Raw genomic sequence first — 12,932 nt, 5'->3', positions numbered from 1 at the left:
ATCTCTGCCCTTATCTTTGCACTCCCAAAACACGAACGCCGCGTTCGTCTAAGGGCTAGGACACCTCCCTTTCACGGAGGCGATACGGGTTCGAATCCCGTACGCGGTACAAAAAAAAGCTCCACGGTTGTGGGGCTTTTTCATTTAGTGTTGGTGCGCTTTCGTCAAACGTGAAACGTCAATCGTGAATCGTGAATAATCGAGCATTGTTATTTAACTAACTGCATAACGATTTGACGCGATCCCATTCTTTGTTCTACAACTGGCAATTAAAAGCCATTGTTTAATTACAAAAACAAAAGGCAAGAATTAAAACGGTTATTGGCATTTTACCAACCTACTCATCTCAATTTTTGCCTTTCTTATTAGGCTGAATCATTCGCATTAACGCTTCGTGTTCCTTCGTGTTTTTCGTGTCTTTGTGGTTCAAGATTTTCACGATTGACGTTTCACGTTTCACGAACAACAACCTCCACAACGCCTACCCAAACAAATCCGAACTCAAATATCGGTCGCCACGATCGCAGCAGATAAAAACGATCACGCCGCTTTCCAGTTCTTGAGCCAGTCTTATGGCGGCGGCAGCGGCACCACCGCTGCTCATGCCGGCAAAAATGCCTTCTTCGCGGGCCAGCCGGCGGGTCATTTCGGTTGCTTCCTGCTGCGATACATCCATGATGCGGTCTACCCGTGCAGGTTCAAAAATCTTCGGAAGGTATTCAACCGGCCACCGGCGGATGCCCGGAATGGACGATTCCTCCGTGGGCTGGCAGCCAACAATTTGCAGGTTGCTGTTTTGTTCTTTTAAAAATCGTGAACAGCCCATGATGGTGCCGGTGGTGCCCATTGAACTTACAAAATGGGTGACTTGTCCTTCAGTGTCTTTCCAAATTTCCGGGCCTGTTGTTTTGTAATGGGCCATGTAGTTGTCCGGGTTGGAAAATTGGTTGAGTAGGTGAAAAGTGCCACTGGCAGCTTTTTCCTCGGCATAATCGCGGCAGGTTTCAATATTTTCCAGCAGCGTTACCGTGGCACCAAATGCCTCCATGGTCAACACTCTTTCGCGGGTGCTGCTGGCTGGCATCACCAGTTCTATTTCAATGCCGTACAACTTTGCCATCAGCGCCAGTGCAATACCAGTGTTGCCCGACGTTGCTTCAATCAGTTTCGTTTCCTTATTTATTTCACCACGTTCCAGCGCACTGCGGATCATGTTCAGTGCCGGCCGGTCCTTTACACTGCCACCGGGATTGTTTCCCTCCAGTTTTGCGTATATGCGTAGCCGTGGGTTTGGGTTTAACCGTTGTAATGCTATTTGTGGCGTATTGCCTACTGTATCTAAAATGCCTGCCATTAGATCAAAATTTTTCCTTCCAATACGGTAATCTCGGGGTTGTGAAATACCAGTGAACCTGGAGGAACGCTGGCAGTAAGCCACACGTTGCCGCCAATAACACTGTGGTGGCCAACTATGGTTTCGCCGCCCAAAATGGTAGCGCCACTGTAAATCACAACATGGTCTTCGACGGTGGGGTGGCGTTTGGTGTGGGCCAGTTCCTTGCTTACACTTAGCGCACCTAGCGTAACGCCCTGGTAAAGTTTTACATGGTTGCCAATCACTGTTGTTTCGCCAATAACAATGCCCGTTCCATGGTCAATAAAAAAATATTCGCCGATTGTTGCGCCGGGGTGAATATCAATACCTGTTTTTGAATGCGCAAACTCCGTCAGAATGCGCGGCAGCAAGGGCACCTGCAGCAATAGCAGTGCATGCGCAATGCGGTAAATGGATATGGCGAAAAAACCAGGATAAGCCCTGATTACTTCGAATTCGTTGGTGGCTGCAGGGTCGCCTTGCAGAATGGCTGATACATCGCGATTAAGCGTTTCATACAATTGCGGCAGATCTTTAAAAAAGCTGCGACTGCGCATTTCATTGTTGCAATCGGTGCAGGCCTGTGTGCCGTTTAAAATTTGCACCAGTTCATGTTCCAATTCGGTAAAACGCGATGCTAATTGCGCCACGGATAGCGTTCCGGTTTCAGCACGTTCGGGAAAAAGCAGGGCCACCACGTTCATGGCCCAATCGGATATGGCAGCGTTTGAAGGCACGGCCTCCACCTGCTGTTGTTTATGGAAAAGGTGTTGCAGGAAGTTTTTATCCATACGAGTATTTTGCTGCGGAGCGCATCAGGGCCCGGGCAGCAACGATAAAATTAGCTTCCTTTTTGTTTTGTGCGCCATATTAATACCGCCGCACCTGCAACGGCTCCATTTGACAAAGGCCAAATCAGGCACTTACCTGCCAACCCCTGCTTTCGAAATAAGCCTGCATCAGCCTATATTTGTCGGCCACATTGTGTTGCTTGAAAAATTGCTGTGCTAAAAACTCTTCGCAGCAGGCCAGGGTGCGGCCCACAAGGTTCAAGTACTTTTTGCCCGGACGAATCCGTACGGTTTCATCCTTTACCATCACTTCCATTTCATAGGGTGCTTTCTCCACACGAAACATAAGCCACAATTTATGGTTCGTGCTACTGAAACAAAGACAATACCATTTTACTATACATGGGCTTGCAAAAAGGCCCCGCAATGCGGGGCCTTTTAACCAAAAAAACAAGAATGAAAACGCTACTTAACCCGCAGCACAGGCCGTAATTTGTAGCCGTCGCGTTCCTGTTTTACAGAAAGCGCTGCATCAAAATCGATGGTGAGTGAATCAAGTGTTTGGCGCATCGGCTTGCTGATTTTGATCTTCAGCCCCGATTGTGCGCCGCTTGGAATGGTGAGGTCATGTGTTTCGCCATTGGCCACAACCGAGTTGTTTTCGCCTAGCACCAGGCGAATCTCTTTCACGGTGCCGGTACCAACATCGCCTTCGGCAATCAGCGTGTCCACGCCGTTTTGCAGGTCCAGCAGGTTGTACACGCCGGGTACAGCTTTCAATGTAATCCACGCCGCCGAGTCGCGGTCCATTTTTACCAGCACCTGCTGCAGGTCTACATTTACTTCATCCAGCGCCGTGGGTGCATCGGTAAGGCGTACCCGTAAAGTGTGGCCGCTTTCTTCTTTATTGCACGCAGCAAAAGAAATACATGCGGCAAAAGCCAGCGCAAAAAACAAGCGGTGTTTGTTCATGAGGTAGGGTTTAGTTTTTAAAGGGTGGCTTATGGACTGCCAAAGGGCAGGTGAGGTTTAACAGTGCGCCAACTTTTTCTCGCCTTTTCCTGATGGGTATCAGTAAGATTGTTCAACAAACTGAGCATAATCATTGAATAAAATTCATTGAAGCGCTGCTCTTTTAACAATTTTGCATCATTATTGTACCTTCGACGCGCATTTAAATAAAATCTAAATCAAATACAGATGAGCACCGTAAAAGTCGCAATCAATGGTTTTGGACGGATTGGCCGGTTGGTTTACCGCCAGATCTATAAAATGGAAGGCATCGATGTAGTAGCCATCAACGATCTGACCAGCCCTAAAGTGCTGGCACACCTGCTGAAATATGACACAGCACAAGGACGCTTTGACGAGAAAGTAGAAGCCACTGAAAACGCAATCATAGTAAATGGCGATGAAATCAAAATTTACGCTCAAAAAAATCCAGCCGAAATTCCCTGGGGACAGCACGATGTGGACGTAGTGCTGGAGTGCACCGGTTTCTTTACCGATAAAGCAAAGGCCGAAGCACACCTGCAGGCTGGCGCCAAAAAAGTAGTGATCTCTGCACCTGCAACCGGCGACCTGAAGACCATCGTATTCAATGTAAACCACGATATCCTCGACGGCACAGAAACCATCATTTCCTGCGCATCGTGCACCACCAACTGCCTGGCGCCGATGGCTAAAGTGCTCGACGACCAGTTTGGTATCCTTGCCGGTTTGATGACTACCGTGCATGCATACACGAACGACCAGAATACACAAGATGCACCACACGCAAAAGGCGACCTGCGCCGTGCCCGTGCCGCTGCGCAAAACATTGTACCCAACAGCACTGGTGCTGCAAAAGCCATTGGCCTGGTACTCCCCGGTCTGAAAGGAAAACTGGATGGTTCGGCGCAACGTGTGCCTACCCTCACTGGCTCACTCACTGAGCTCACAGTTCTATTAAACAAAAAGACATCGGTTGAAGAAATCAACGCTGCGATGAAAGCCGCTGCCAACGAAAGCTACGGCTACACCGAAGACGAAATCGTTAGCTCCGACATCATCGGCATCAGCTATGGTTCCCTGTTCGATGCTACCCAAACAAGGGTATTGTCGGTAGGCGATCAGCAAATGGTGAAAACTGTTAGCTGGTACGACAACGAAATGAGCTATGTAAGCCAGTTGGTACGCACTGTTAAGTACTTTGCACAGCTGATTCAGAAATAAATGAAAGGCTCCTGCGGGGGCCTTTTTTTATCCTTACCAAACCCAACACTGAACATGAACAATTTCGATCAATATAATTTCGCAGGCAAAAAAGCGCTGATCCGCGTTGACTTCAACGTGCCGCTGGATGCGCAATACAACGTAACCGACGACAACCGGATGCGTGCTGCCATTCCAACCATTGAAAAGATTTTAAAAGACGGCGGAAGCGTCATCCTGATGTCGCACCTGGGCCGGCCAAAAGATGGTCCTACTGAAAAATATTCGCTTAAACATTTGGTGGCACACCTGAGCGAACTGCTCGGCGGCCGCAAAGTTGATTTTGCGGCTGATTGCATTGGCGCAGAAGCAGAACAGAAGGCTGCAGCGCTGCAACCCGGCGAAGTATTGCTGCTCGAAAACCTGCGTTTTTATAAAGAAGAAGAAAAAGGCGACGCGGGCTTTGCAGAAAAGCTTTCCAAACTGGGCGATGTTTACATCAACGACGCATTTGGTACAGCGCACCGTGCCCACGCGTCAACTGCAGTGATTGCGCAGTTTTTTGCACCGGATGCCAAAATGTTTGGCCTGCTGATGAACGGTGAAGTAAGCAGTGCGGAGAAAGTAATGCATGCTTCTGAAAAACCATTTACTGCCATCATCGGCGGCGCCAAAGTTTCGGACAAAATTCTGATCATCGAAAACCTATTGGAGCGTGCCACCGATATTATTATTGGCGGCGGTATGGCGTACACTTTTTATAAAGCAATGGACGGCAAAATCGGCAACTCGCTGTGCGAAGAAGACCGCCTGGACACTGCCCGTGAATTGCTGAAAAAAGCCGAAGCAAAAGGCGTTACCATTCACCTGCCATCCGATTCTATTATTGCCGACAAGTTTGCTGCCGATGCGGAAGTTTCTTCGGCGCTGAGCAACAATATTCCCGATGGCTGGATGGGGCTGGACATTGGCGCATTGGCCTGCGCTATGTTTACCAAAGTAATCAGCAATTCCAAAACCATTTTGTGGAACGGCCCGATGGGTGTGTTTGAAATGGAAAAATTTCAGCATGGCACCAAAGCCGTTGCTGAAGCCATTGCAGCTGCTACTGAAAATGGCGCCTTCTCCCTGGTGGGCGGCGGCGACAGTGTGGCTGCCGTAAACAAGTTTGGCTTTGCCGATAAAGTAAGCTACGTGTCCACCGGTGGTGGCGCCATGCTTGAGTTTTTTGAAGGCAAAGACCTGCCCGGCATTGCTGCTGTGAAAGCATAAGTTGAACAGAAATAAAATGGAAAAGGCTGCACATTGGTGCAGCCTTTTTTGTTGCTGCAATTTTGGTGTAGAAGAATGATGCTCGGTTTTCGGGTAGGCGTGGTGTTAGTGCGGAGCACGTCATATTGTCGGGTTTAGGTTCGTGGAACAAAAATTGTGTACTCCTAAATGCTTAGTTTAATTTTAAAAGAAAAATAGAAAATGAAAGGACGTTCCCTTACTACCATCATTATAGTCGGCGTATTGGCCCTGCTGCTGTTTTGGGGTTGTGGCTCGTACAATGGACTGGTGCAACAAGATGAAACTGTAAAAAATGCATGGAACAAAGTGCAGAGCGATTACCAGCGCCGTGCAGATCTTATTCCCAATTTGGTAAACACCGTAAAAGGTGAAGCCAGTTTTGAGCGTGGCACCCTTAACGATGTGATTAATGCCCGTGCACGTGCAACTTCTACGCAGCTTAATGCCGATGATTTGACCCCTGAAAATATTCAGAAATTTCAGCAAGCACAATCGCAGCTTTCTGGTTCGCTCAGTCGCCTGTTGGTGACGGTAGAGCAATATCCCAACCTGCGTGCAAACGATGCCTTCCGCAACCTGCAAGCGCAACTGGAAGGAACCGAAAACAGGATCAAAGTTTCCCGCAACGATTTCAACGATGCCGTGCAGGTGTACAATACACAGGTGCGCCGTTTTCCAACCGCCCTGTTTGCAGGCATCATGGGCTTTAGGCCACGCCAAGGCTTTACTGCCGATGCAGGCGCTGAAAATGCACCGAATGTAGATTTCAGTGATCAGCAACGCCAACCTTCGGTGAATTTTAATGATACTACCACTACAACCCGTTAACCGTGCGGTTATTTCCCTGGCAAAAGCAGACTGAATTTTTCAGTCATACCGAGCAGGAGCAAATCCTTGCCGCACTGCGGGCTGCGGAGCAACGCACCAGCGGCGAACTGCGCATTTTTGTAGAATCGCGGTGCCGCTATGTTGATGCCATTGACCGTGCTGCCGAACTGTTTTTTCAATTGCAAATGGATGCCACGTCGCAACGCAATGGCGTGTTGCTCTACCTGGCACTTGCCGATCACCAGGTGGCGATCTATGGCGATGCCGGTATCCATGAAAAAGTAGGACAGCAGTATTGGGAAGCTGAAGTGGGTAAAATGCTCCGGCATTTCCGCGAGCAGCATCCTGTTGATGGGATCATTGAATGCCTTGGCGATATTGGTGATGCCTTGCACCAGTTTTTCCCGTACGATCAAAGCACAGATAAAAACGAATTGCCCGACGATATAATTTTTGGCAGATAGGCTGGGCATGCACTACCAGTTACGTGTTGAACAATCAATGAAGTATTTCCTTTTAATCATATCTCTTAGCTGCAGTTTGTTGGTTGGTGCGCAAAGCATCGACCGGATTGTACCGTCGAGGCCGTCGCCGGCACGATTGGTAAACGACCTGGCCGATGTGCTGACACCGGAGCAGGAGGCAGCTTTGGAGCAAAAACTGGTAGCCTACGACGACAGCACTTCCAACCAGATTGTGGTGGTAACCATGACCACGCTGGAGGATTTTCCGATTGAAGATGTTGGTTTGCAGATCCTGCGGAAATGGGGCGTGGGCAACAAGGAAAAAGACAACGGCATTGTTTTGCTGGCGGCTATCCAAGACCGTAAGATCAACATCCAAACAGGTTATGGAATGGAAGGTGTGGTGCCCGATGCCACGGCCCGCACCATTATTGAAAACGATGTAATTCCTGCTTTTCGCACCGGTAATTTTTACCGCGGTTTTGATGAAGCAACAACTTCAATTTTTAAAGCTGCTGCCGGCGAATACCAGGCTCCTCCCGGCTATGCCGACCGTGGCAAAAGGCGTGGTAGTGGTGGCATTAGTATTGGGCAGATTATTTTCGCTATTATTATTCTCATCGTCATCATGAACATGTTTGGCGGTGGCGGTGGCCGTGGTGGCGGCTTCATGAGCCGCAGAGGCTATCGCCGGGTTGGCGGCCCCATTATCTTCCCTGGCGGATTCGGCGGTGGATTTGGTGGCGGCTTCGGAGGCGGAGGCGGCGGATTTGGTGGGGGTGGCTTTGGCGGATTTGGCGGCGGTAGCGGCGGAGGCGGCGGTGCCAGCGGTTCGTGGTAGCAGTTTTTTGTAAAAAGACTTTTTGCAAAAGCCAACAACTTGCAATCCCATTCAAGGCATTAAATAGTAAAGATTTTTTCCCAGGTTGTATAAAAAGCAAAGGGCCGTTTGATACGGCCCTTTGCTTTTTATTGCATGAAATGTATTGCGCTATATCGTCAACTTAGAAACTTTTCTTTTCAAAATTATCTGCAATCTTGCTGGTAATATAAGCTGCCTGTTCTTTTTGACCGGCGGTGGTTTTTGCCTGCGACAGTTGGCGCAACATGTTTTCAACAAACCCCTGCACCTGGCCGCGGTAGGCTTCCGGTATCGCCATTACAAAACCAACCACATCATCAATGCCGCGTTTAAATGTAGGGAGTGATTGTACTTTGCCCAGGTATTGAATCAGCGGCACCATGCTTTCAAACTTAGCCTGGTTCAGCGGCATGGCTTCAAAATTGGTGAGGATGGTTTCTGCATTGCTTTCGTCGCCGGCCTGGATCATTACGCGGGTTGCTGCGCCAGCCAGTGCGCCTTTCAAGCCTGTTTTTGGCAGCTTCGCCAATTCGGCAGCCGCAGCGGCGGTGTCCACTAAGCTCAGGGCTTCCAGTCCGCTGGCCGCAACGGTGTACGATGAATCAGAAATGGCGCTGCGGAAGAGCGGTACATATTTAGCAAAACCATACTCACCCAACTTGCTGATGGCTGCTGCCTTCACGGTGCGTTTGGGATCTTTTTGTGCAATGGCATACAGCTTTTCTTCGGCCAAGGTTTTCACCGCCTGCTTTTTCAGGTCAAGGTTTTGAATGGCCATGCTACGCAGTTCATGGTAAGGATCGTTTAAGGCCTGCATCAACATTTCCACAGCCTTTTGTTCGGCTTGTGCTTCGGTAGCTGCAGCCAGTGCTTCGTAGCGGTCCATAAAGTTGCGGCCATGCTGGTATTGAAAGGCATATTCCTGCAGCGTCTTATTTTCTTTCTTCTCTGCCAGCAGTACTTTCTCCGCATCAAAATTCACCAGGTCGGGCCTGCGTTGTGCGGCAAATACAAAAGTGTCCACCCGATTTTTTACCCACACATTATAGCGCATCCGGTCATTGCCCTGGTATACGTCAATGGCCGTGGGCAATTGAAACAAGTTGGTGCTGTCCTGTGTTTGGCGCACAATTACCTGCACCTGCTTTGCTGCATCATTATAGTTAAACGTGATGTCGAGTTTGGGATGGCCTTTACCAAAATACCATTGGTTGAAAAATGGGTTCAGGTCTTTGCCGGTAACTTCTTCAAACGCAAGGCGCAATTGGTGTGCTTCAGCCGATTTGTATTTGTTGGTAGTCAGATACACATTCATGCCTTTAAAAAATGCACTGTCGCCAATGTAGTTGCGCAGCATATGCAAAATGCGGCCGCCTTTGTTGTAGCTCACGGCATCAAACATGTCCTCTTTATCGCGGTAGTCAAAACGCACCAAGTCTTTTTCTTCGCTGCCGCTCATGATGTAGCCCTGCATGTCTTCGTGGCTGTGCGCATCAGCGGATTCTTTTCCGTATTTATATTCCCGCCACAGGTACTCGCTGTAGTTAGCAAACGATTCGTTCAGCGTTAAGTTGCTCCAGCTTTCGCTGGTTACATAATCACCAAACCAATGGTGAAATAATTCGTGTGCAATGACATCTTCCCAGGTGTTGCCATCGGTCAGTTGGCGTGCATCCTGTTGCGCCGATTCGCCGTGCAACGTTGCGGTTGTATTTTCCATGGCGCCGCTTACATAATCACGAACCACCATTTGCGCATACTTTACCCAGGGGTATTCCACACCGGTGATCTTTGAAAAAAACTGCATCATTTCCGGCGTCATGCCAAAGATGCGGCGGGCTACAGCTGCGTAGTCTTTTTCAACATAATAACTTACTTCCTTGCCTTTGTAATTGTCTTTTAGCACGGCAAAATCGCCAACACCCATAAAGAACAGGTACGGTGCATGTGGCTGGTCCATTTTCCAATAATCGGTGCGGGTGCCATCGCTATTGGTCTTTTGGCTTACCAGTTTGCCATTACTCAAGGAAACATATTTTGCAGGCACGGTCAGGTAAAATTCCTGTGTTGTTTTTTGGTTGGGCCTGTCGATGGTCGGCACCCAAACCGAAGTAGCTTCTGTTTCGCCTTGTGTCCATATTTGCGTGGGTTTGTTGGCTTCGGTACCCAACGGGTTGATGAAATACAAACCCTTTGCATCGGTGATGGCCGCGCTGCCTTTTGTTTTAAAATCGTTTGGCTTTGCCGTGTATTCTACATACAACACATAGCTTTCACCACGGCGATAAGTGCGGTCGAGATCAATATCGAGTTGCAGGCGGTCGTAGGTATATTTCAATGCGCTGTTTTTACCGTTGCGCACCAGCGCCACTTGTTTTATGTTCATGCCTTTCGCATCGAGGCGCAGCGAATCGGTTGGGTAAAAATGCGGCTGCAGCGTCAGCCATACCTTTCCGTTCAATTGAGATTTGGTGTAATCAAACCGTGCTTCCAATTTTGTATGCACCAGGTTGTTGATCTTTTCCGGTGTGGTCTGGTACACCTGTGTGTTTCGGTGAATGGTGCTGGGTGCGGCTTCTTGCGCTTGCAACGTTCCCGTTGCCGCCAGTAAGAAAAATGCAATAGCAAATCGACTCATAATAAGAAATTGTTGGGTGTAAATTTAGGGGTAAGCTTTATTCGGCCCGTTTATTTGAAAATGGCGGGGTAAATAAAGCGCTGATGTTTTCTGTAACTTTGAATACCATGAAGAACGCTTTTTTGCTGGTGATGCTGCTTTGTGTTGGTACCGTTGGCTGGGCCCAAAAAACCTATTTCATATATATACAGTCCGACACGCAAACGCCATTTTATGTAAAAATGGGCAGCAAAGTGTTGAGTGCCTCTTCCACAGGGTACCTTATTTTGCCCGAGTTGCTGGAGAATACGCACAGCTTTCAATTAGGGCCGGCTGCAGGAGAGGGCGAATTGCAGTTTTCGGTACCGGTGCGCCAGTCGGACCGCGGTTTTTTACTCAAGAAATTTTCGGACGGCTGGGGTTTGTTTGACTTGCAAAACATGCAGGTAATCAAGCCTACCAACAGCGCTGCAGGTTTTGCCTATACCCAGCGTGTCCGCGACGATCGTTTTACCCACCTGCTTGCCGAAGCCGCCGACGATACGACAGTATTTTACCAACCTATAATTGCCAGCGCAACGCCTGCAAAAAAAACGGATCGGCCAAAAACGCAAGAAACCGCGCCAGCTAAAGCAGAAGAAAGCAGTTCTGTTTCGCCAGTTACCGCGAACACCGTGCAGCAGCAAGTTGATACCGTGGTAAGTGTTGCTACAGGTAACGCAAATGGCGTTTCTCAGAAAAACGATGGCGCAACCGTTGCGGTACAGCCGCCCACTGTTGCAAAAGATTCAGCGAATAATGATTCGGTATTGGCAAAGGCAACGGAGGTAACTGTTCCGGCAACGACCAACACAGTTGTTGCTGCTTCAAACAATGCAACTACTTCCGTTGATTCCATAGCCGAAGTGAAAGAGGAAGAAGGCGAAGCATTGGTTTATAAAAAGTCAAAAATCACCCGTCGTGCAGAAAGTTCCACCGTTGATGGTTTTGGGCTGGTGTACTGGGATGAAGTCGATGGGGTAGTGGACACCATTCAAATTTTTATCCCAAACCAAAAGTTTGTATTTGCCGAAGCGAAAGTTGAACCGGAAGGGGAGATAATAAACGGCAAAGACGTGGTTGCAGCAAATGGCGTGGCAACAAATGACAAGAAAGCAACTCCGCCTAAAACCTGCAACGGAAAGGCCAGCGATAAAGATTTCTTCCGCATCCGCAAAAGCCTGGTTTCCTTCGATACCGAAACCCAAATGGTGATTGCAGCCCGTAGCAGTTTTCGAAATAAATGTTTTTCGGTAGAGCAAATTAAAAATTTAAGCACGCTTTTTTTGACGCAGGATGGCAAATGGCAATTTTTGGAAGCTGCGTTTCCATATGTAACGGATAAAAGTGCATTCTCAGGTTTGCAGTCCGAACTTCGCGACGAACCCTATATTTCCCGATTTAAAGCGTTGGTAGCACATTAAGATGGCGCGATACTTTTTAGAGGTGGCTTACAAAGGCACCCGTTACAGCGGATTTCAAATCCAGGAAAACGCGATCACCGTACAGTCTGAAATCGAACAGGCGCTGGAACTTGTTCAACGGCAGTCCATTTCACTTACCGGCTCTTCTCGTACCGATGCGGGTGTGCATGCCTGGCAAAATTTCTTTCATTTCGATTTGGAAGAAACGCTGCATCCGCAGCTATTGTATAAACTCAATGCTGTGCTGCCTTCTGATATCGTGCTTAAAGCGGTATATCCGGTTGCCTCCGAGGCGCATTCCCGCTTCGACGCCATTAGCCGCGAGTATGAATATTACATCTACAAATTCAAAGATCCTTTTCGTAGGGACACTGCCTATTATGTGCCTTATCCATTAGATATGCGGGCATTGGCAGAAGCGGCTGCAATTATAAAGGAACAAACCAACTTCGCTGCGTTCAGCAAAACCAATACGCAGGTAAAAAACTTTCGTTGTGCAATTCTGAAAAGCGAGTGGCGCGAAGAAAATGGTCTGCTTGTATATAATATAAAAGGAAATCGGTTTTTGCGGGGCATGGTGCGGTTGCTTACCGCCACCCAGTTAAAGATTGCCCGGGGAAAATATGAAATGGTAGATTTTAAAAAGTTGTTTGAAACAGAACAAAAGTGCGGCGTTTCGGTGCCGGCTCATGGCTTGTTTTTGAAAGAGGTAGGCTATCCCGATAATTACTTCAACAAATAGCAAACATTAAACTTTGCTAGTGTGAAAGAAAAAGATGATGAAAACTTGTTTTTAAGTTTGTTTAAATCAACTCGCCCCATATCTTTGCAGGCCGCGGTTGTCGGTACAGGGCAGCGGTTAGTTTTTCCGTTTTAGTTCTTTGTTGTTTCGCTTAAAGTTTTTTTGGTTTTTGGTTGTTTTTGGAAAGGTTCTCAAAAAACTTTTGGTTGATTGGTGTAATTATCTTTATCTTTGCACTCCCGAAAACGGGGAATGTGGTTCTTTAAGTGGTTGGTTTTTAGGTAGTTGCGGTGTTTTTAAGAAA

12 protein-coding genes and 1 tRNA gene are annotated in these 12,932 nt (G+C 48.1%); 8 read left to right on the top strand and 5 right to left on the bottom strand.

Going from position 1 to position 12,932, the window contains the following annotated elements:
* The first annotated feature begins 37 nt into the window (after positions 1–37).
* Positions 38–109: transfer RNA gene (locus DRJ53_RS16755), tRNA-Glu, on the top strand.
* Between the two features lie 372 nt (positions 110–481).
* Here the strand turns inward: DRJ53_RS16755 and cysM are convergent.
* The 4 genes from cysM to DRJ53_RS16735 all read right to left on the bottom strand — a co-directional run bounded on the left by cysM (position 482) and on the right by DRJ53_RS16735 (position 3,138).
* Positions 482–1,354 carry a cysteine synthase CysM gene (gene cysM, locus DRJ53_RS16750; protein ID WP_114236821.1) on the bottom strand — a complete coding sequence of 291 codons (873 nt, stop codon included), beginning with the start codon at positions 1,352–1,354 and terminating at the stop codon, positions 482–484.
* Positions 1,354–2,166: a serine O-acetyltransferase EpsC gene (epsC, locus tag DRJ53_RS16745; protein WP_114236820.1), complete on the bottom strand. Its 813-nt coding sequence runs from the start codon at positions 2,164–2,166 to the stop codon at positions 1,354–1,356. Before epsC ends, cysM begins: the two co-directional genes overlap by 1 nt.
* Before the next feature lie 124 nt (positions 2,167–2,290).
* Positions 2,291–2,512: a hypothetical protein gene (locus DRJ53_RS16740; protein WP_114236819.1), complete on the bottom strand. Its 222-nt coding sequence runs from the start codon at positions 2,510–2,512 to the stop codon at positions 2,291–2,293.
* 119 nt (positions 2,513–2,631) lie between these two features.
* Positions 2,632–3,138, bottom strand: a complete 507-nt coding sequence (locus tag DRJ53_RS16735; protein ID WP_114236818.1) for a DUF4382 domain-containing protein — start codon at positions 3,136–3,138, stop codon at positions 2,632–2,634.
* A 228-nt stretch (positions 3,139–3,366) separates the two neighbouring features.
* Here DRJ53_RS16735 and gap point away from each other — a divergent pair, with 228 nt between their 5' ends.
* The 5 genes from gap (at position 3,367) to DRJ53_RS16710 (ending at position 7,785) form a co-directional block, all read left to right on the top strand.
* Positions 3,367–4,380: a type I glyceraldehyde-3-phosphate dehydrogenase gene (gene gap, locus DRJ53_RS16730; protein ID WP_114236817.1), complete on the top strand. Its 1,014-nt coding sequence runs from the start codon at positions 3,367–3,369 to the stop codon at positions 4,378–4,380.
* A 54-nt stretch (positions 4,381–4,434) separates the two neighbouring features.
* The gene (locus DRJ53_RS16725) at positions 4,435–5,631 is read left to right on the top strand and encodes a phosphoglycerate kinase (protein ID WP_114236921.1); all 1,197 of its coding nucleotides are present in this window, start codon (positions 4,435–4,437) and stop codon (positions 5,629–5,631) included.
* A 201-nt stretch (positions 5,632–5,832) separates the two neighbouring features.
* Positions 5,833–6,480 (top strand): LemA family protein, encoded by a 648-nt coding sequence (locus DRJ53_RS16720; protein WP_114236816.1) that lies wholly within the window; start codon positions 5,833–5,835, stop codon positions 6,478–6,480.
* A 2-nt stretch (positions 6,481–6,482) separates the two neighbouring features.
* Positions 6,483–6,944, top strand: coding sequence for a TPM domain-containing protein (locus tag DRJ53_RS16715; RefSeq protein ID WP_114236815.1), 462 nt, complete (start codon positions 6,483–6,485; stop codon positions 6,942–6,944).
* A 37-nt stretch (positions 6,945–6,981) separates the two neighbouring features.
* A complete protein-coding gene (locus DRJ53_RS16710) occupies positions 6,982–7,785 on the top strand; it encodes a TPM domain-containing protein (protein ID WP_114236920.1) in 804 nt (267 codons plus the stop codon).
* Positions 7,786–7,948: 163 nt separating this feature from the next.
* Here DRJ53_RS16710 and DRJ53_RS16705 read toward each other — a convergent pair whose 3' ends face one another.
* Positions 7,949–10,444, bottom strand: a complete 2,496-nt coding sequence (locus DRJ53_RS16705) for a M1 family aminopeptidase (RefSeq protein ID WP_114236814.1) — start codon at positions 10,442–10,444, stop codon at positions 7,949–7,951.
* 107 nt (positions 10,445–10,551) lie between these two features.
* On the opposite strand from DRJ53_RS16705, the gene DRJ53_RS16700 reads away from it, so the two are divergent.
* Both DRJ53_RS16700 and truA read left to right on the top strand, forming a co-directional pair.
* Positions 10,552–11,886, top strand: coding sequence for a DUF4476 domain-containing protein (locus tag DRJ53_RS16700; RefSeq protein ID WP_162303906.1), 1,335 nt, complete (start codon positions 10,552–10,554; stop codon positions 11,884–11,886).
* 1 nt (position 11,887) lies between these two features.
* Positions 11,888–12,628 carry a tRNA pseudouridine(38-40) synthase TruA gene (gene truA / locus DRJ53_RS16695; RefSeq protein WP_114236812.1) on the top strand — a complete coding sequence of 247 codons (741 nt, stop codon included), beginning with the start codon at positions 11,888–11,890 and terminating at the stop codon, positions 12,626–12,628.
* Positions 12,629–12,932: the final 304 nt, after the last annotated feature.

It is taken from the genome of Paracnuella aquatica (assembly GCF_003332885.2).
In the GTDB taxonomy this organism is placed as follows: Bacteria; Bacteroidota; Bacteroidia; order Chitinophagales; family Chitinophagaceae; genus Flavisolibacter; species Flavisolibacter aquaticus.
The sequence above is the reverse complement of the archived record's forward strand: the minus strand, read 5'-3'. Positions and strand labels throughout refer to the sequence as shown.

Coding starts and splice junctions, on each gene's coding strand:
- cysM (WP_114236821.1), bottom strand. CDS start 1,354: ATGGCAGGCATTTTAGATACAGTAGGCAATACGCCACAAATAGCATTA.
- epsC (WP_114236820.1), bottom strand. CDS start 2,166: ATGGATAAAAACTTCCTGCAACACCTTTTCCATAAACAACAGCAGGTG.
- DRJ53_RS16740 (WP_114236819.1), bottom strand. CDS start 2,512: ATGTTTCGTGTGGAGAAAGCACCCTATGAAATGGAAGTGATGGTAAAG.
- DRJ53_RS16735 (WP_114236818.1), bottom strand. CDS start 3,138: ATGAACAAACACCGCTTGTTTTTTGCGCTGGCTTTTGCCGCATGTATT.
- gap (WP_114236817.1), top strand. CDS start 3,367: ATGAGCACCGTAAAAGTCGCAATCAATGGTTTTGGACGGATTGGCCGG.
- DRJ53_RS16725 (WP_114236921.1), top strand. CDS start 4,435: ATGAACAATTTCGATCAATATAATTTCGCAGGCAAAAAAGCGCTGATC.
- DRJ53_RS16720 (WP_114236816.1), top strand. CDS start 5,833: ATGAAAGGACGTTCCCTTACTACCATCATTATAGTCGGCGTATTGGCC.
- DRJ53_RS16710 (WP_114236920.1), top strand. CDS start 6,982: ATGAAGTATTTCCTTTTAATCATATCTCTTAGCTGCAGTTTGTTGGTT.
- DRJ53_RS16705 (WP_114236814.1), bottom strand. CDS start 10,444: ATGAGTCGATTTGCTATTGCATTTTTCTTACTGGCGGCAACGGGAACG.
- DRJ53_RS16700 (WP_162303906.1), top strand. CDS start 10,552: ATGAAGAACGCTTTTTTGCTGGTGATGCTGCTTTGTGTTGGTACCGTT.
- truA (WP_114236812.1), top strand. CDS start 11,888: ATGGCGCGATACTTTTTAGAGGTGGCTTACAAAGGCACCCGTTACAGC.